This window comes from Mycolicibacter senuensis (assembly GCF_003284925.1).
Taxonomy (GTDB): Bacteria; Actinomycetota; Actinomycetes; order Mycobacteriales; family Mycobacteriaceae; genus Mycobacterium; species Mycobacterium algericum_A.
In genome coordinates this window covers 1-17999 of record NZ_QMEX01000078.1, presented here as the reverse complement: position 1 = coordinate 17999, position 17999 = coordinate 1, and the positions used below count along the sequence as shown (strand labels likewise).

General features: G+C 65.0%; 18 protein-coding genes. 14 read left to right on the top strand and 4 right to left on the bottom strand.

The annotated features are described in order from the left end of the window. Positions 1-104 precede the first annotated feature (104 nt). Both DQP56_RS16320 and DQP56_RS16315 read left to right on the top strand, forming a co-directional pair. Positions 105-677 carry a TetR/AcrR family transcriptional regulator gene (locus DQP56_RS16320; protein ID WP_234825700.1) on the top strand — a complete coding sequence of 191 codons (573 nt, stop codon included), beginning with the start codon at positions 105-107 and terminating at the stop codon, positions 675-677. 95 nt (positions 678-772) lie between these two features. Beyond that, on the top strand, positions 773-1579 hold the full coding sequence (locus DQP56_RS16315) for an SDR family NAD(P)-dependent oxidoreductase (RefSeq protein ID WP_112687137.1): 807 nt from the start codon (positions 773-775) through the stop codon (positions 1577-1579). Positions 1580-1748: 169 nt separating this feature from the next. Here DQP56_RS16315 and DQP56_RS16310 read toward each other — a convergent pair whose 3' ends face one another. After that, the gene (locus DQP56_RS16310; protein ID WP_112687135.1) at positions 1749-2774 is read right to left on the bottom strand and encodes an acyl-CoA dehydrogenase family protein; all 1026 of its coding nucleotides are present in this window, start codon (positions 2772-2774) and stop codon (positions 1749-1751) included. Between the two features lie 94 nt (positions 2775-2868). Between DQP56_RS16310 and DQP56_RS16305 the strand changes: the two genes are divergently transcribed. From DQP56_RS16305 to DQP56_RS16265, 9 genes are all read left to right on the top strand, one after another. Beyond that, positions 2869-4404 (top strand): class I adenylate-forming enzyme family protein, encoded by a 1536-nt coding sequence (locus DQP56_RS16305; RefSeq protein ID WP_112687133.1) that lies wholly within the window; start codon positions 2869-2871, stop codon positions 4402-4404. Between the two features lie 17 nt (positions 4405-4421). Beyond that, positions 4422-5567 carry a thiolase family protein gene (locus DQP56_RS16300; protein WP_112687131.1) on the top strand — a complete coding sequence of 382 codons (1146 nt, stop codon included), beginning with the start codon at positions 4422-4424 and terminating at the stop codon, positions 5565-5567. Further along, positions 5564-6364 carry a crotonase/enoyl-CoA hydratase family protein gene (locus DQP56_RS16295; RefSeq protein ID WP_112687129.1) on the top strand — a complete coding sequence of 267 codons (801 nt, stop codon included), beginning with the start codon at positions 5564-5566 and terminating at the stop codon, positions 6362-6364. Before DQP56_RS16300 ends, DQP56_RS16295 begins: the two co-directional genes overlap by 4 nt. Further along, complete coding sequence (locus DQP56_RS16290; RefSeq protein ID WP_112687127.1) at positions 6364-7215, top strand: mycofactocin-coupled SDR family oxidoreductase; 852 nt, start codon at positions 6364-6366, stop codon at positions 7213-7215. Before DQP56_RS16295 ends, DQP56_RS16290 begins: the two co-directional genes overlap by 1 nt. A gap of 9 nt (positions 7216-7224) precedes the next feature. Beyond that, a complete protein-coding gene (locus DQP56_RS16285; RefSeq protein ID WP_112687125.1) occupies positions 7225-8517 on the top strand; it encodes an FAS1-like dehydratase domain-containing protein in 1293 nt (430 codons plus the stop codon). Between the two features lie 4 nt (positions 8518-8521). After that, positions 8522-9664, top strand: coding sequence for an acyl-CoA dehydrogenase family protein (locus tag DQP56_RS16280; protein ID WP_112687123.1), 1143 nt, complete (start codon positions 8522-8524; stop codon positions 9662-9664). Positions 9665-9674: 10 nt separating this feature from the next. Continuing rightward, positions 9675-10430 carry an enoyl-CoA hydratase-related protein gene (locus DQP56_RS16275; RefSeq protein WP_112687121.1) on the top strand — a complete coding sequence of 252 codons (756 nt, stop codon included), beginning with the start codon at positions 9675-9677 and terminating at the stop codon, positions 10428-10430. A gap of 43 nt (positions 10431-10473) precedes the next feature. Next, positions 10474-12135, top strand: coding sequence for an acyl-CoA ligase FadD12 (gene fadD12 / locus DQP56_RS16270; protein WP_234825701.1), 1662 nt, complete (start codon positions 10474-10476; stop codon positions 12133-12135). A 111-nt stretch (positions 12136-12246) separates the two neighbouring features. Continuing rightward, on the top strand, positions 12247-13677 hold the full coding sequence (locus DQP56_RS16265; RefSeq protein WP_112687141.1) for a WS/DGAT/MGAT family O-acyltransferase: 1431 nt from the start codon (positions 12247-12249) through the stop codon (positions 13675-13677). A 39-nt stretch (positions 13678-13716) separates the two neighbouring features. Here the strand turns inward: DQP56_RS16265 and DQP56_RS16260 are convergent, their stop codons facing one another. Next, positions 13717-14409, bottom strand: a complete 693-nt coding sequence (locus DQP56_RS16260; protein ID WP_112687119.1) for a TetR/AcrR family transcriptional regulator — start codon at positions 14407-14409, stop codon at positions 13717-13719. A gap of 79 nt (positions 14410-14488) precedes the next feature. On the opposite strand from DQP56_RS16260, the gene DQP56_RS16255 reads away from it, so the two are divergent. From DQP56_RS16255 to DQP56_RS16245, 3 genes are read left to right on the top strand one after another with little or no spacing between them, the layout of a single operon-like run. Beyond that, positions 14489-15238 (top strand): spirocyclase AveC family protein, encoded by a 750-nt coding sequence (locus tag DQP56_RS16255; RefSeq protein WP_112687117.1) that lies wholly within the window; start codon positions 14489-14491, stop codon positions 15236-15238. 33 nt (positions 15239-15271) lie between these two features. Further along, positions 15272-16462: a cytochrome P450 gene (locus DQP56_RS16250; protein ID WP_112687115.1), complete on the top strand. Its 1191-nt coding sequence runs from the start codon at positions 15272-15274 to the stop codon at positions 16460-16462. Next, the gene (locus DQP56_RS16245; protein ID WP_112687113.1) at positions 16462-16656 is read left to right on the top strand and encodes a ferredoxin; all 195 of its coding nucleotides are present in this window, start codon (positions 16462-16464) and stop codon (positions 16654-16656) included. The genes DQP56_RS16250 and DQP56_RS16245 overlap by 1 nt, the downstream gene beginning before the upstream one ends. Before the next feature lie 28 nt (positions 16657-16684). Here the strand turns inward: DQP56_RS16245 and DQP56_RS16240 are convergent, their stop codons facing one another. Together DQP56_RS16240 and DQP56_RS16235 are read right to left on the bottom strand one after the other, a co-directional pair. Beyond that, positions 16685-17131: a nuclear transport factor 2 family protein gene (locus tag DQP56_RS16240; RefSeq protein WP_112687111.1), complete on the bottom strand. Its 447-nt coding sequence runs from the start codon at positions 17129-17131 to the stop codon at positions 16685-16687. Between the two features lie 48 nt (positions 17132-17179). Further along, on the bottom strand, positions 17180-17677 hold the full coding sequence (locus DQP56_RS16235; RefSeq protein WP_112687109.1) for a DinB family protein: 498 nt from the start codon (positions 17675-17677) through the stop codon (positions 17180-17182). Positions 17678-17999: the final 322 nt, after the last annotated feature.

Sequence of the window (17999 nt, the reverse complement as noted above, 5' to 3'; positions counted from 1 at the left end):
AGAGGCGGAGGGCTTCAAACAATTACGCAACTGGGCCCGCAACTTCTACCCACAACAGACCACGGCACCAGCATGAGCGGGCTGTGTGTCGGGTGGCCGGCTCCGTGACGACCGCCAAATCAGCGGTGACGCGCCGGGCGATCTTGGACGCGGCGCGGGCTGTGTTCGCCCGCAAAGGATATAGCGGCACCAGTGTGAAGGACATCGCAGCGGGGTTACACGTCACCCGGGCCAACTTCTACTACTACTTTCGGGACAAACAGCAACTGTTCATCGAACTGGGCACCGAGACGTACCGCGAGGCTTTTACCGTCATCGAGGCTTTCGACAAGCTGGACGGATCCCCCGCGATCACCGACGTCTTGCAGTGGGTCGGGGACTACTTCGACTACCTGGAACGTAACGGCGCATTCGTCGCGCGCTCGATCGGCGACCTACCGGACGACCCCAAGTTCACGGCGACGGTCGCGCGGCTGCACAAGCGCGCTGCCCGCACCCTCGGTGAATACATTGCGGCACGCAGCAGCGCCGACTTGAGTTCACCGGTTGCGCTGGGGATGACGGTGATGGCGATGCTCGAACGCAGCTGGTTCCTGGTCGACACTGCCGATGTGCCGATCTCAGCTGACGCCGCAAGACGGAGCAACGCGGAGATCTTGACCCAACTGATGCGCTAGTCGGTGTGCAACACCGGCATCGAGCTGAGTGAGCAGCCGATAGCGTTAACGGGATCACAAAGTGTCATTCGGTGTTCGTTAGGAGACTGGAACTCATGGCAATCAGCCCATCCGACATTCAGCTGACCGGCCGGGTCGCGGTCGTCACCGGCGGCGGCGCGGGCCTCGGTCGCGGAATCGCCCAAGCACTGACCGACTTCGGCGCGTCGGTCGCGATCTGGGAGCGTGACGCCGACGCGTGCGCTGCGGCGGCTGAATCCATCGGCGCACTGGGCATTGTGGCCGACGTGCGGGACAGCGCCCAGGTCGATGCCGCGCTCGCGCGCACCACGGCCGACCTCGGCCCGCCGGCCATCCTGGTCAACAACGCCGGCGGCGCGTTCTCCTCACCGCTGCTGGAGACCAGTGAAAACGGCTGGGACGCCTTGTACAAGGCCAACCTGCGGCACGTGCTGCTGTGCACCCAACGGGTGGCGCGGCAACTGGTCGATGCCGGATTGCCCGGCAGCATCCTGACGGTGACCTCGATCGAAGGAGTACGCGCCGCGCCGGGGTATGCGGCTTACTCCGCGGCCAAAGCCGGCGTCATCAACTACACCAGGACTGCCGCGGTGGAACTGGCACCGCACGGAATCCGGGTCAACGCACTGGCCCCCGACATCGCAGTAACCGAGGGGTTGATGCAGCTGTATCCGGAGAACCTACCGTCGAACATCGCGGATGCCATCCCGATGGGACGGGCCGGCACCGTCGATGATGTCGCCGCGGTAGCGGTGTTTCTGGCCTCCGACCTGGCCGGCTACATCACCGGGCAGACGATCCATGTCGACGGCGGAACACAGGCGGCCAGCGGCTGGTACCGGCACCCGCGAACCGGGGAATTCCAGTTCGGTCCGGGGTAGCTGTACCGCGTTGTTGTGTTGCAAGGGCTTTCGCCGTAGCAGCGGGTCGTTTTCGGTCTCGCTCCTCATCTGAGAGACAGCTGGCGAGTGGGCCGGCCTATCGATGCCTCCTGCGCGGTCTCCACGTGGGACAGCAGACCGATTCGTAACGCGACCGCGCAGCCGGGGGTCAGGTCGCGACCAACGCGGCGCGGTGTTCGGCGACGGTGCCGTCGAGGGCCTGGTCGACCTTGATCCGGCGCAAGAACAGATGCAGGTCGTGTTCCCAGGTGAAGCCGATGCCACCGTGCACCTGCAGCGCGGTGCCGGCGACCCGGCTGGCGGCCGACTTCGCGTAGGCCGCTCCCGCTGATGCCGCACGAGACCGGGCGTCCGACGGCGCGCCATCCAATGCCATTGCGGCTGCCCACAGGGCGGACCGGCCGGCCTCGACGGCGAGGGCCATGTCGGCGCAGTGATGTTTGACCGCCTGGAACGAGCCGATCGGCGCACCGAACTGTTCGCGCTGTCCCGCGTAGGCCACCGTGAGGTCCAACAGGCGTGCGGCGCCGCCCAGCGCGTCGAGGGCCCGGTGCACGGCGAGCGCGTCGCGGACCTTGGAAACCGTTCCCACGGGCAGTCTCGCCCACGCCTCGACTGATCCGTCCAGGCGCAACCGCGTCCAGGACCGTGTCAGATCCAATGTCGACATGGCGAGCCGCTCCGCATCGTCTACGACCGCCAGGTATTCGGAACCGTTGTCGGTCGGGCCGATTACCGCGAAGCGGTCCATGTCGGCGGCCATCGGTACCGCGCTGGTGGTGCCTCGCAACCGCACGGCGCTGCCGGACGTGGTGGCAAGCTGCCCCCGGGCCAGCCCCACCAGCAGGTCGCCGTCGGCCGCCCGGTCCGCCTCGGGCAGACCCGCTTCGGCAAGCAGCCAGGAGCCGATCGCGAGATCGGCCAGCGGCAGGGAGCTGGCCGCGGACCCATGAACCTCGCTCAGCACGGCCAGGTCGAGGTGAGTTCCGCCCACATCGGGTGTCAGCAGGGCCAGCAGGCCCGATTCCGCGGCATGCGCTACTGCGGCCGGATCGATGGTGATCGGAGCCGAGTCCAGGGCTTCGCGTACCCGGGTAATCGGGTCGTGACGGCCGAGCCAGGACCGCTCAGTGTCGGCCAGCTGAATTTGTTCACCGGTCAGCCCGAAATCCATTCGTGACTCCTCAAAGTAAGTTGACCTAGTAAACCATGTGCGTCTACCTTGGACGGGGCGCGCGGTGCGCTCCGGAACGACGCAGGAAGTGGCGATGACAAGCATCCATGATGCACTGGCGCGATTGTGGACCGCGGGCGATGACGCCCGGATCCTGCAGCGTGACGGTGAGTGGGTCTCGTGGGGACGGGTTCGTTCGCTGGCCGAAAAGATCGATCGTGCACTGACCGATGCCGGCTGTCTGGCAGGCGGTCGGGTCGCGGTGGTGCTGGGCAACCGAATGGAATCGGTCGCCGCGCTGCTAGCCCTATTCCGCGCCGACCGCACGCTGGTGACGATCAGCCCCCTGCAACCGCCGGAGCGGTTGAGCGCCGACTTGACGGCCTGTGCAGCTTCGTTCGTGTTGGCGCCGGAGACGCTGTGGTCCCAGCAGGTTTTCGTCGACGCGGTCGCGGGGCTCGGTGCCGCGGGCTGGAGCGTCGACGGTGATTCGGTCATCCGGCGTGCCCGGGCAACCCGTGACCCCGAGGACGGGGATCCCGCGGTGGCGGTCGAGATGCTGACATCGGGCACCACCGGGGCGCCGAAGCGGATACCGCTGACGCGCACGCAACTCGAGGCGTCCCTGTCCGCCGCGTTACGCCACAATGAGCGGCCGGAGGTTCGGGCCAAACCGCCGCTGACCGGTTCCGTCGGCATGGTGACACTGCCGATCGTGCACATCGGGGGACTGTGGTCGCTGTTGCAGTCGTTGGTGGCCGCCCGACCGTTCGTGATGCTGGAGCGCTTCACCCTGGCCGGGTGGCACGCCGCGGTCAAGGAGCACAGACCGGCTCTTGTCGGGCTTCCGCCCCCCGCGATTCGCTCGGTGCTGGACTCCGACATCCCGCGCGAGGACCTTGCCAGCATCCGTGCTGTCAACGCCGGCACCAGCCCCGTCGATCCGGTCCTGGTCGATTCCTTCTTCGAGCGCTACGGTATCCCGATCCTGATTGTTTACGGCGCCACCGAATTCTCCGGTGCGGTCGCCGGATGGACCGTCAAAGACTTCCATGCGCGGTGGAGCGAGAAGAAGGGCAGCGTGGGCCGCGCCTTTCCGGGCGTGCGCCTGCAGGTGGCCGACGAGCACGGCGCCGTGCTCTCTGCCGGCCGGTCCGGGAGGTTGCAGGTCGCTTCGGCACAGGTCGGCGGCACCGCTGACCGCTGGGTTACCACCAGCGATCTGGCGCACCTCGACGAGGACGGCTATCTGTACATCGACGGCCGTGCTGACGATGTCATCGTGCGCGGAGGTTTCAAGGTGGCACCCGAGACCGTTGTGCGCGCGCTGCGTACGCATCCCGCCGTCGCCGATGCCGCCGTGGCGGGCCTGGCGGACCCGCGACTGGGCCAGATCCCGCTTGCCGCAGTTGAAGTGCGCGCCGGCGAGTGGACCACCGAAGAACAGCTGCGGGCACACTGCCGGTCGTTGTTGACCCCGTACGAGGTTCCGGTGCGGGTGTTCGTCATGGACGCGTTGCCGCGTGGCGCGGCACTGAAGGTGGACCGCCGGCAGCTGGTCGCGATGCTCGAAGAGTTGTGCGACGGAAAAGCACTCGATGATGCGGTTCAATCGACCGCGACAAATTGATCCGGAGGAGATCATTCATGGCTGAAGCCGTAATCGTGGCAGCAGTACGTTCGCCGATCGGTAAGCGCAATGGTGGCTTGTCGGGTGTGCATCCGGCTGAGCTGTCGGCGCAGGTGCTCACCGGGCTCATCGAGCGCGCGGGGATCGAGCCCGAGCTGGTCGACGACGTGATCTGGGGTTGCGTCGGCCAGGCCGGTGACCAGGCGCTCGACATCGCACGAACCGCGGTGCTGACGGCGGGCTGGCCGGAATCCATACCGGGAGTGACCGTCGACCGGCAGTGCGGGTCGAGCCAGCAGTCGGTGCATTTCGCGGCGGCTGGTGTGACGGCCGGCCATTACGATGTCGTCGTGGCCGGCGGTGTGGAGTCGATGTCGCGGGTGCCGATGGGCGCGACGATCGCGGCCGGGGGGAATCCCTTCCCGGATCGGTTCATGCAGCGTTACGGGGTGGTCCCCAATCAGGGTGTCGGTGCGGAGATGATTGCCGAGCGGTGGGGTTTCGACCGTACCGCGCTGGACGAATTCTCGGTGGCGTCGCATGAAAAGGCAGCCGCTGCACAAGATTCCGGCGCGTTCGATGACGAGATCGTGGGCATCAAGGACGCCGACGGCAATGTGGTGACCTCCGATGAGGGCATCCGCCGTGGTGGTTCCGCCGAGAAGCTGGCGCAGCTGAAGCCGGCGTTCAAAGAGGATGGGGTCATTCACGCCGGCAACTCCAGTCAGATCTCTGACGGGTCGGCAGCGTTGTTGTTGATGTCGGCGGAGAAGGCCAAGTCGCTGGGGCTCAACCCGCTGGCGCGGGTTCATACCGCGACGTTGGCCGGCGCGGATCCGGTGATCATGTTGACCGGGCCGATCCCGGCGACCCAGAAGGCGCTGCAGCGTTCCGGCCTGAGCCTGGATGAGATCGGGGTGTTCGAGGTCAACGAGGCGTTCGCACCGGTGCCGATGGCATGGTTGGCCGACCTCGGTGCTGACGAGAAGAAGCTCAACCCCAGGGGCGGCGCGATCGCATTGGGTCATCCGCTCGGTGGTTCGGGAGCGCGGTTGATGACCACCCTGCTCCATCACATGCGGGATAACGGAATTCAGTACGGCCTGCAGACCATGTGTGAAGGCGGCGGTCAGGCCAACGCCACCATTTTGGAGCTGCTGTGAGCGCCACCGAGTCTTCGCCCGCCGCGCTGTCGGAGCGCCGCGGCAATGTCTTATTGATTACTCTCAACCGGCCCGAAGCGCGTAACGCTGTCAACGGTGCGGTGAGCACGGCCGTGGGCGATGCGTTGCAGTTGGCCCACGAGGACCCCGAGGTGCGGGCGGTGGTGATCACCGGAGCGGGGGATAAGTCGTTTTGCGCCGGGGCTGATCTCAAAGCGATCTCGCGGGGGGAGAACCTCTACCACCGAGACCACCCCGAGTGGGGGTTCGCCGGGTGTGTGCATCACTTCATCGACAAACCCACCATCGCTGCGGTCAACGGGACCGCGCTGGGCGGTGGCACCGAACTTGCGCTGGCCTGTGACTTGGTGGTCGCCGAGCAGCGGGCGACGTTCGGGTTGCCGGAGGTCAAGCGGGGACTGATCGCCGGGGCTGGCGGCGTGTTCCGAATCGTCGATCAACTACCCCGCAAGGTCGCGCTGGAATTGCTGTTCACCGGAGAGCCGATGTCGGCGGCTGACGCGGCCCGGTGGGGTCTGATCAACGCGGTGGTGCCCAATGGCACCGTAGTGGATGCGGCGCTGGCGCTGGCCGAGCGGATCACCGTCAACGCGCCGCTGTCGGTGCAGGCCTCCAAGCGGGTGGCCTATGGGGCCGATGACGGGGTCATCACCGCCGAGGAAGCCGGCTGGGAACGGACCCAGCGAGAGTTCGGTGCGCTACTCAAATCCGAGGACGCCAAAGAGGGACCGCTGGCCTTCGCCGAGAAGCGTCAGCCCATATGGAAGGCACGATAGTGGGACGAGTTCAGGACAAGGTGGTTCTGGTGACCGGCGCGGCTCGCGGTCAGGGCCGCAGCCACGCGGTCAAACTGGCCGAAGAAGGTGCCGATGTCATCCTATTCGATATCTGTGCGGACATCGAGACCAACGACTATCCGTTGGCCACCCCCCGCGATCTCGAAGAAGCAGGCCTCGAGGTGGAGAAGACCGGACGCCGTGCCATCACCGCCGAGGTCGACGTGCGGGACAAGGCCGCGGTGGTCAGTGCGCTGCAATCGGCCGTCGACGAGTTCGGCAAGCTCGACGTCGTGGTGGCCAATGCCGGTATCTGCCCGCTGGGCACCGGCAAGACGATACGTGCATTCGCCGACGCCTTTGACGTCGACTTCATCGGTGTGGTCAACGTCGTGCACGCCGCGCTGCCGTACTTGAAGGAGGGAGCGTCGATCATCACCACCGGATCGGTGGCGGGATTGATCGCCGCCAAGCAGGCATCCGGTGATGTCGGTCCGGCCGGGCCGGGCGGCGCCGGATATAACTTCGCCAAACAGCTGGTCGACTCCTACACCAAGGAACTCGCCGCCCAATTGGCGCCGCAGTCCATCCGGGTCAACGTCGTCCACCCGACCAACTGCAACACGCCGATGCTCAACAGCGACCCCATGTTCAAGGTGTTCCGGCCGGATCTGGAACATCCCACCCGCGACGACGCGCTGTTGGCCTTCCCGGTCATGCAGGCCATGCCGGTGCCGTATGTGGAGCCCGAGGACATCTCGAATGTGGTGTGCTTCCTGGCTTCTGACGAGTCGCGCTACCTCACCGGCGGCCAGTTCAAGGTCGATGCCGGCGCGATGCTGAAGTTTTAGGAGGGACCGATGACCACCACCGAGAAATCCACCGACACCGCTGCGGTTGAGGGGCGGATCACCGACGAGGACATCGAGCGCGCCAAGGCCCAGATCGGGATCGCGGTCAACCAGCGCGATGAGGCGTGGAACAAACTGCCGCAAGCAGACGCCATCAGCCACTTCGCATTCGGCTGTGGCGACGACAACCCGCTGTTCCACGAGCCGGCGTACGGGGCCAAGACCCGTTGGCACGGGCAGATCGCCCCACCGACGTTTCCGATAGCCACGGGCCTGGACCAGACCCCCAAGTTCACCGATCCCGAACGCAAGAAACTGTTCCGGGGCCTGTTCCGCGGCACCGGCAAATACTACGCGGGCGTGAAATGGACCTGGTACCAGCCGATCTACGCGGGTCGGCCGGTGCTGATGGAGAACTACACCCTTGACGTGCAGGTCAAGGAGAGCCAGTTCTCCGGCGGCCGCTCGGTCAAGGAGACCTACCGCTACCTCTATGTCGACGCCGATGGCAGCCCGATCGCCACCCGCGACGAGGCCTACATCAACGCCGAACGGCACGGCTCCAAGAAGTCCGGCAAGCTGGCCGGCATCGAGCGCCAGCACTGGAGTGCCGAGGAGTTCGCCGAGATCGAGGCGGCCTACGAGGCCGAGGTACGCCGCGGCGCCGAGCCGCAGTGGTGGGACGACGTCACGGTCGGCGATGAGCTGCCCCCGGTGATGAAGGGTCCGCTGACCGTGGTCGACATCATCAGCATGCACATGGGCTGGGGCTGGGGCGGTTACGGTGTCGGCCCGTTGAAATACGCCCACCAGTTGCGTAAACGCATGCCGGCCTTCTACCAGCCCGACGAATACGGCGTTCCCGACGTGGTGCAGCGGCTGCACTGGGACCCCAAACGTGCTCAGGACCTCGGCATCCCGGCACCCTACGATTACGGCCAGATGCGGGCGGCCTGGGTCAGCCACCTGCTGACCAACTGGATCGGTGATGACGGCTGGTTGGCCGAAATGGACCTGCAGATGCGCGGATTCAACTACCACGGTGACATCCACCGGTGCACCGGAACGGTGACCGCCAAGGCGGCGGACCCGGCCGGGCCGGTGTCGGTGGAGGTCTTCGCCACCAACCAGCGCGACGAGGCCACCACCAAGGGCACCGCAAAGGTACTGCTACCGTCCAAACAGACCGGCGCAGTGGTGTTGCCAGTGCCGGACGAAGAACTCAGACGGCGCGGAGCTCAAGTTGTTTCGCGGATATCGGGCAAGGTCGGCGAGGAGATGCGCCGAATCCACGGGGAGTGACGCAATGAAGCGAAAGATCTACGACGCCGAGCACGAACAACTGCGCGAGACCACCAAGCAGTACATCGAGCGAGAGATCGCGCCCAATGCCGAAAAGTGGGACTGCGAGCGCCTCGTCGACCGTTCGGCCTATGTCGCGGCCGGCAAGTACGGGCTGATCGGATTCAATATGCCCGAGGAGTACGGCGGGGGCGGATCGGAAGACTTTCGGTTCAACGCGGTCATCAATGAGGAGCTCTCGAAGTGGGGTTCGGTCGCGCCCGCGCTGACCCTGCAAAACGACGTCGTCGGACCGTACTTCAAGAGCTTGGCCACCGATGAGCAGAAGAAGCGGTGGCTGCCGGGGATCATCAGCGGGGAGACCATCGTCGCGATCGCGATGACCGAACCCGGTGCGGGCAGTGACCTGGCCGGTATCCGGACATCGGCGGTGCGTGACGGTGACGACTGGATCGTCAACGGTTCCAAGACCTTCATCTCGTCGGGCATCAACTGCGACCTTGTGGTGGTGGTGACGCGAACCGATCCGGAAGCCGGCCACAAGGGCTTCACGCTGTTTGTCGTCGAGTCCGCAATGGACGGATTCACCCGCGGCCGCAAGCTCGACAAGATGGGCCTGCACTCGCAAGACACTGCCGAACTGCACTTCGAGAACGTCCGGGTGCCCGCCGCCAACGTGCTGGGCAAGGAAGGGCGCGGCTTCTACCATTTGATGCACAATCTGCCCTCCGAGCGGTTGTCCATCGCCATCTCGGCAATAGCGGGCGCGCGTGAAACATGGCGGCAAACACTGCAGTACGCCAAGGACCGCAAGGCATTCGGGCAATCGATCGGCAACTTCCAGCACAACCGTTTCCTGCTCGCCGAGATGGACACCGAACTCGAGATCGGCGAGCAGTACATCGACCGTTGTCTGCAGGCCGTGGTGGACGGCGAGTTGACCGCAGTCGAGGCGGCCAAGGCCAAGTGGTGGTGTACCGAAACCGCCAAGAAGGTGGTCGACGGCTGTGTGCAGCTACACGGTGGCTACGGCTACATGAACGAATACCGGGTTGCCCGCGACTATGTCGACGTTCGCATCCAGACGATTTTCGGGGGTACCACCGAGATCATGAAAGACATCATCGGCCGCGACCTGGGATTGTGAAGACCAGGCCGTGAACGGCATTTCGGCCCGTCGCGACGGCAGCATCCTGCGAATCCTGCTGGACCGGCCGGACAAGCTGAATGCTGTTGACACACCGATGCTCAACGAGCTGATCGTCCGGCTGGACGACGCCGCAGCCGACGACACTGTCCGCGCGGTGTTACTGACCGGTGCCGGGCGTGCCTTTTGTTCGGGTGGTGACCTCACCGGCGGCAACACCGCGGGTGCCGGTCACGCCGCCAACGACGTGGTTAGTGCGATCACCACGTTGCCCAAGCCGGTGGTGGCGGGCGTGCACGGCCTGGCGGTCGGCTACGGCTGCCCACTCGCGCTGGCCTGCGACCTGGTCGTCGCCGCGCGGTCGGCCTATTTTCAACTGGCGTTCACCGAGGTTGGCCTGATGCCCGACGGCGGCGCGGCAGCCCTGCTGGGGGCGGCGATCGGGCGGCCGCGAGCGACACGGATGGCGATGACGGCGGAAAGGATCTTCGCTGCGACCGCCTTCGAATGGGGAATGATCTCGCACCTGGCCGAGGACGTCAGCTACGACACCGAGTTAGCCGAGGTGCTGCAAGTCGTGGCTCACGGGCCGACGTTGTCGTACCGATGGATCAAAAAGGCGTTCGTGGCCGCGACCGTCTCAGAGTTGGCACCGGTGCAGGCCATCGAAGTCGAAGGTCAGCGGGCATTGATGCGTTCGGACGACTTCCGGGAAGGCGTTCGGGCCTTTCGTGAGCGCCGCCGGCCGGACTTCGAGGGGCGCTGATATCGAGATGATCGATCGGAAAACCGCGATGGCTTCGCGTGCGATGGACCGGCTCAACGAGACCCGCGGACTGCTCCGTACGCTTGCCCGCGCGAAGGTGTTGGCAGCGCTACGGCCGGACAAATACGTCCGGATGGCGGCGGCGGTCCGGCGCGAAGGCATGTCGGTGACCACGGGTTTCGCCACCGCGGCTGTACGGTGCCCGGAGCGGCCGGCGCTGATCGACGAGCTCGGCACACTGACCTGGAAGCAGGTCGACGAACGCGCGGACGCTTTCGCGGCAGCGCTGCAGTCCATGGCCGGTGGTCCCCCCGACACGCTGGGGATCATGTGCCGTAACCATCGCGGCTTTGTCGACGCGCTGGTCGCCGGTAACCGGATCGGCACGGACGTGCTGTTGCTGAACACGTCATTCGCCGGACCCGCGCTGGCCGAGGTGGTCAACCGCGAGGGCGTCGACACCGTGGTCTACGACGAGGAGTTCACCCCGACAGTGGACCTCGCGCTGGCCGACAAACCCGACGCCCGTCGCATCGTTGCGTGGACGGACCGCGGCTCAGCGCAGGAGCCCGACGACCAGGAGAACCGCGCGGCCCCGGCCCGCACGGTGGAGGCAATGATCACCGCCTGCGCGGGCCGGCGACCCCGGCCCTCGGGTCGGAGATCCAAGTTGATCCTGTTGACCTCCGGCACGACGGGAACCCCGAAGGGCGCCAAGCATTCCGGCGGCGGACCCAACGAACTGAAGGCGATCCTCAACCGGACACCGTGGCGGGCCGAGGAAACGACCGTTGTGGTGGCGCCGATGTTTCACGCCTGGGGCTTCAGCCAGTTGGTCTTCTCGGCGATGATGGCTTGCACTGTGGTCACGCGGCGCAAGTTCGACCCCGAAGCCACGCTGGAACTCATCGACCGCTACCGGGCGACCGGTCTGGCCGTCGTTCCGGTGATGTTCGACCGGATCATGGACCTGTCCGACGCTGTCCGCAACCGCTACAGTGGCCGTTCGCTGCGCTTTGCAGCCGCGTCGGGCTCGCGGATGCGGCCCGATGTGGTCGTCAAGTTCATGGATCAGTTCGGCGACGTCATCTACAACAACTACAACGCCACTGAGGCGGGCATGATCGCCACCGCCACCCCCGAGGATCTGCGCGCGGCGCCGAACACCGCGGGCAAGCCCGCCGAGGGCACCGAAATCAGGATCCTTGACCCGAGTTTCAATCAACTGCCGCCGGGGGAGAACGGCAGCATCTATGTTCGCAACTCGACGCAGTTCGACGGCTACACGACAGGCGCGATGAAGCACTTCCACGAGGGCTTCATCTCCTCGGGAGACGTGGGTTATCTCGACGAGGCCGGCAGGCTTTTTGTGGTGGGCCGCGACGACGAAATGATCGTCTCGGGCGGTGAGAACGTGTACCCGATCGAGGTCGAGACGACGTTGGTCAGCCATCCCGACGTCGCGGAGGCATCGGTGATCGGCGTGGACGACCAGCAGTACGGCCAGCGCCTCGTCGCGTTTGTCGTGCTTGCCGATGGCGCGTCGGCAACTCCGGATACGCTCAAGCAACATGTCCGCGACAGCTTGGCGAACTACAAGGTGCCGCGGGAGATCACCGTCCTCGACGAATTGCCGCGAAGCAGCACCGGCAAGATCATCCGGAAAGAACTGCGGGCGCGTGCCGGCGACCCCGACGGCGAATAAGAGCCGTTGGTTCTGAACGGATTCGCGGAACTCCCGGCCCGGTGGCGACTGACGGTTATAAGGTTGTGCATCGGGTCCGGACGGCGCAGTTTGCCAGGGATGGGTGGGACCGTGAAACGACTCAGCGGCTGGGATGCCATGTTGTTGTACAGCGAGGCTCCCAACGTGCACACGCACACGTTGAAGGTCGCCGTCATCGACACCTCGGATTCTGCGCGTGATTTCACCTTCGAATTGTTCCGGAGAACTTTGCACCGGCGCCTACACGTGCTCGAGCCGCTACGCTATCGGCTCGTCGGCATCCCGCTCGGGCTGCATCATCCGATGTGGTTAGAGAACTGCGAGATCGATCTGGATTACCATGTCCGGCGGGTGCGGGTGCCCGATCCGGGCGGGCGTCGCGAACTCGACAGGGCCATCGGCGAAGTCGCGAGCACACCGCTCGACCGCAGCCGGCCGCTATGGGAGTTCCACTTCGTCGAGGGCATGGCCGGTGGCCCTTTCGCGGTGATCGGGAAGGTGCACCACGCCCTTGCCGACGGCGTCGCGTCCGCCAACTTGCTGGCGCGGGCGCTCGACGCGACGGCGGCGCTCGATGAACGGGACAGCTATTCCCCCTGCGCTCCACCGTCGACATGGGAGCTGCTGCGCGAGGCCGGCCGCGACCACGCGCAACAGCTCAGGCAGCTGCCCGGGGTCGTCAAAGACAGTGTCACCGGCATCTCGCGGGTACGTCGGCGCTCCCGCGAGCGCGGTCATCATCACGACCTCGCGCGCAACTTCGATCCGCCGCCGACGTTTCTCAACCACGTGCTGTCCCCGCGGCGCACTTTCGCCAGCTCGACGTTGTCGTTGGCACAGGTCAAACAGACCAGCAAACAGCTCGGCATCACCATCAACGACCTGGTGCTGGCCATGTCGGCCGGCGCACTCCGCGAACTGCTGCTCAGCCACGACGGTACCGCCGGGCAGCCGATCATCGCATCCGTGCCGACCAGCACCGACACCTCGTCGGATCGGGTCACCGGGAATGCCCTGAGCGGAATGCTGGTGTCACTGCCGGTGCATATCGCCGATCCGGTGGAACGGATCCGGCTGACCAGTGCGGCCACCCGCATCGCGAAGGAGAACCACCAGCTGCTCGGCCCGTTGATGATGGGTCGTTGGGCTGACTATCTTCCGCCGCCGTTAGCCCCACCGCTGTTCCGTTGGCTGTCTCGGCGGGAGGCGCAGAACAAGCTCATGAACGTCACCGTCTCCAACGTCCCCGGTCCGCGAGAACGCGGACGAATCGCCGGTGCGACGATGAGCGAGATCTACTCGGTGGGGCCGGTCACGGCCGGTTGCGGAATGAACATCACGGTGTGGAGCTACGTCGACCAGTTGAACATCTCGGTGATCTGCGACGAACACACTCTCGACGAGCCGCATCAAGTGACGGCTGCAATGGCGCACGCCTTCGGTGAGATCCGATCCGCGGCAGGGCTTTCAGCCGATCTGGATCGGGTTGCCAGCGCGATGGCGCCGGCGACCGTCGTCTGACACCTCGTGCCTCTGTCCGCGTACCCGACTGCGGTCCGGTCAGCGTCGCTTGCGTCGCGAAGTGTTCACCTGGGCTATGGCACGTCGGGGGGATACCGGTTGAGCGGCGACGGAAGCGATGAGGAAGGTGCGTAGCACTCCTTCGTCGCCGCCGTCTTCCGGTGCGCCGGGCTCGGTTGCGAGACTGAAGGCGACTCGCCAGATCCACCGGAGGATGGCCTCGACCGGCGCGTCGGCGCGCACATGACCGTCCGCCACGGCCTGGGTCAGCGGTGGCCCCAGGGTCTCGCGTGCCAGGGTGTGCCATTCTTCCGACGCCATGGCGGCATGCACGGTTAGGCCGGCGGACTCGCTGGCGCCCAGCAGCAGCGCCATTGTCGGGGAGGTTCGAGTCGCCTGCAGACTTTCCAGTGTCGCTTTGACCAACTGTTCGAGGAATGGCTCGTCGGTGCAGAAGTACGCTTTCGATGCGGTCAGGATGCTGCGAGCGGATCGGACGAACGATGCCGAAACCAGCGCGTTCTTCGACGGGAAGTAGCAGTAGACGGTTGTGCGATGCACCTCGGCGACCTGGGCGATGTGGTCGATGCGGGTCCGCGCCACACCCCTGCGCGCATAGCAGACATCGGCGGCGTCAAGCAGTCGTTCGCGCGCCTCTTCATCAGTGGCCGGTGTATCGGCACCCCAGCGTGTGCCCCGCCGTCCGCCGTGTTGTCGCTCCACGCTCGCCATTGACGAAAGTCTACAACGTCTTTAATCTGTAGTAGCTTCAACAAGATCAAAAAATTGTAGTCTGCTGAAAGGCTGGCCGGTGGACCAAAGCCCACCTCTGTTCGGATGGCTGTTCGAGGTGGTGGGTCCTGCGCTGTGGGTGGCCTTGGCGGCGTTCTTCACCTACACCTGCGTCAAACGGAAAGAACTCACCGTGCCGACGCTGGTCTTCATCGGCGGCAGCACCATGTGGTGGCAGGAATGGTATGGAGATTGGGGTGCCTACGTCCTCTACAACCCGCACCTGGCCTTGATCCCCGGATATGACTGGCCGCTGACCGGGCCGAACAAACCGTGGGCCGTCATCCCCGCCTACGGCTGGTTTTATGCCATGGTCTACTTCCCGGTGATCTTCGTGTGCAAGAAGGTGCACGACCGCTATTTCTCGACTGCCCCGTTCTGGGTCGTCGCGGTTGCGATCAGCCTGCCGCTGTTCTACCTCTGGGATCTGCTCATCGAAGGCGGCGCCTCGGTGCTGGGCATCTGGAGCTACGTCGATTTCGTCGGCCCCGCGATGGAGAGTTCGCGCGGCAACTTCCCGCTGCTCTATCCCGTCATCACCTTCTCCGCCATGATGACGATCACCCTGCTGGTCATCGCCGCCAAGACCCCTCAGGGCACCCCGCTGGTCGAATCGTGGTCCCGCGTGGATCGCCTCCAAGGGACCGCCCGCGCCATCGGCCGCATCACCACCTGGATCGTCACGATGAACCTGTGCTACCTGATCTTCATCGTGCCGACCGTGCTGATCCGGCTTGCTTTCCTGCCGCCCAATACTTTGGTCCCGTAATTTAGATATTTGAGAGAATCGAGGCTCAACAAAATGACCAACGAAGCCATACGCCGGATTTCGACCAACGACTTGCCGATCCCCGAGGAGCGTGATGAGGCGTGGCGGACACTGGGCGAGTGTCCGCTGGTTATGGTGGACGACGGTTACGCCGCTACCGGCCGCGATTTGGCCGAGGCGGTGTTGAAGAACCCATCAATCTTCTCGTCGAAGAAGGCGTTCGACGTTCTGGGAAGTCCGGTCCCGTTGGTGCCGATTGCGTTCGATCCGCCTGAGCAGACTCGTTACCGCCACATCTTGCAGCCCCTCTTCAGTCCGCGCGTGATCAAGCCGCACGAGGACGCCCTGCGTAGGCAGATCATTGAGCTCATCGAGCCGATCGCGGCCAAAGGCCAGTGTGACTTCATCGCCGAAGTCGCCAGTGTCTTTCCGATTCAGGTGTTCCTGACGTTGTTCGGGCTTCCGCTGGACATGCGCGATCAGTTCATGGAGTGGAAGACCGCGGTAATCGGGCTTACCGCAGCAGGCGGTGCGACTTCGGCGGACGATCTGGCACAGGAGGGCATGCAGAAGGCGGCGGAGCTTTTTATGTACCTTTCCGAGCTCGTCAAGAAGCGCCGCGGCGTGCCGGGGGATGACATGCTCAGCCAGCTGCTCAACATCGAACCCCCCGACGCACTCACCGACGAGGAGGCCGTCGGGCTGTGTTTCCTGTTCGTCCTCGCGGGTCTGGATACCGTCATGGACGCACTCGGATTCGGCATGCAGCGGCTGGCCAACAATCCGGACAAACGCCGCGAGCTGGTTGAGGATCCCTCGCTGATCCCGGCAGCCACCGAGGAACTGCTGCGACTGGACCCGCCGGCGCCGTTCGTACCGCGCGTCAGCACCGAGGAAACCACGCTGGGGGGCCGGGTTCTTCCGGAAGGCGCGCGGATCAGCGCCTACCTCGCCGTGGCCAACCGTGATGAGAACGAATTCACCGATCCCTACGGAATCGACTTCCACCGGCCCGAGAACCGGCATTTCAGTTTTGGCCTGGGCCCGCACCGCTGCCTGGGCTCGCACCTCGCCCGGCTGGAGATGCACCTGGTCTACGAGGAATGGCACAAGCGCATCCCCGACTACCACATCACGCCCGGCACCACGCCACGCGTGCACTGGCCGCGCGGCACTACCGGGCTTGACTCCCTGCACCTCACGTTCGGGAAGAAAGGCGTCTGATGAAGGTATCTGTCGATCCGAAACTCTGTATGGGTCACGGCCTGTGCTACGGCTCTGCTCCCCAGCTGTTCGTCGATGACGAGCAGGGCTACAGCCATGTCATCGGTGACGGCACCGTGCCCGAGGGTGAAGAAGAGGCGGCCCGCCACGCGGTGGCCAACTGCCCGGAAGGCGCCATCACACTCGAGGAGTGAGGCCCTACCCGCGACCGATAACGCGGGACTAGGTGTCGGACGCGGTTGCCGCGTCGGTGATGCAGGATTCGTCGAAGAATGTCTGCACGGCGGTGATGAGGCCGTCCGCATCGAAGACGAAACGGATCAACAGGTCGAGGTCGGCTGCGTCGAGATCGTCGCGTCGCAGCGAGAGCTTGGTGATAGCCAGTGCATCGTTGCCGACGGTGATCACCCGTACGGGACGAAGGTCCATCGAAAAGCCCAAATCCAGGGTGGCGCGAAAGAACGCTACAGCCGAGTCCTTGCTGGTGCCAACGACGTTGCCCACCGGGTCTTCGAAACGTACCTCGTCGGCCAGCAGTGCGGCTCGGGCATCGACATCGGCCGAACGGTAGGTCGCCATGTATTGGCGCACCACGAGGTCCATGTGGTCGCGCCCGACGTGGGCCGGAACGCTGGCTGCGACGGTACGCATCAGATCCACGATCAGCATTGGTTGCGCCTCCTGGGGAATGTTCGTGTCGGGCCGGGTTGGCCGGGGTCAGAGTTCGCCGAGTCGGCGGATGTCACCGTGGTGATGGTGGCATTCGTGCCACGCACTGCGGGCGACGAGGGCCGCGGTGATCTGTCGTCCGTCCAGGGTGAGGATTCGATGATTTGCTGTGTCGTCCAGCGTGGTCAGCAGTTCGCAGAGCCGCTGGACTCGGCGCCCGAACTGCCCGATCAGCTCGTCGGTGTCGGCCGAGCGGTAGCCGGCTTGGGCCACCGATTCGTCGGGATCCACCATCGGTATCAGCGGATTGTCTTCCGCGAGTGCCTTTTCGATGAGCCAGCGGTGAAAGGCCATCGACTCCCGCAGATGCCCCAGGTACTCCAGCGGCGACCACGTCTCGGGTGCGGGTCGGTGCCGGACCACATCGTCAGGGATGGAGCGGATGCCGGCGGCGATGGCCTTCGCCAATTGCGGCATGACAGCAGCGACCTTCGCGGGCGATGCCGTCGATTCATCGAAGTCGCATTCGCTACAGATCTCTTCCATATGGTCAGCTCCGCCCAGCTGGCTGTCCGCCGGGCATGCCAACCGTCATCTCGCCAGCTGGCGATGTCGGGGACCTCTTCCCAGCGATAGCACTCTCCCTTGGGTCGAACGGGTTTCCGGGCCGCTTGACCGCAGGTTACTACAGCGCGTCCGCTCTGTAGTCGACTCGACAGAATCACGAAACTGCTGGATCGGGTCGCGGGAATTCGGCCGGACCTCGGGCCCTGAAGCAGCGGTTCGGGGCCGATGGGCGGGTGTGCACTGGCCCACGTTTTGACATTAGTGTCAAAACGTGTAAGGATGCGGGAGCATCCGTTTGAGA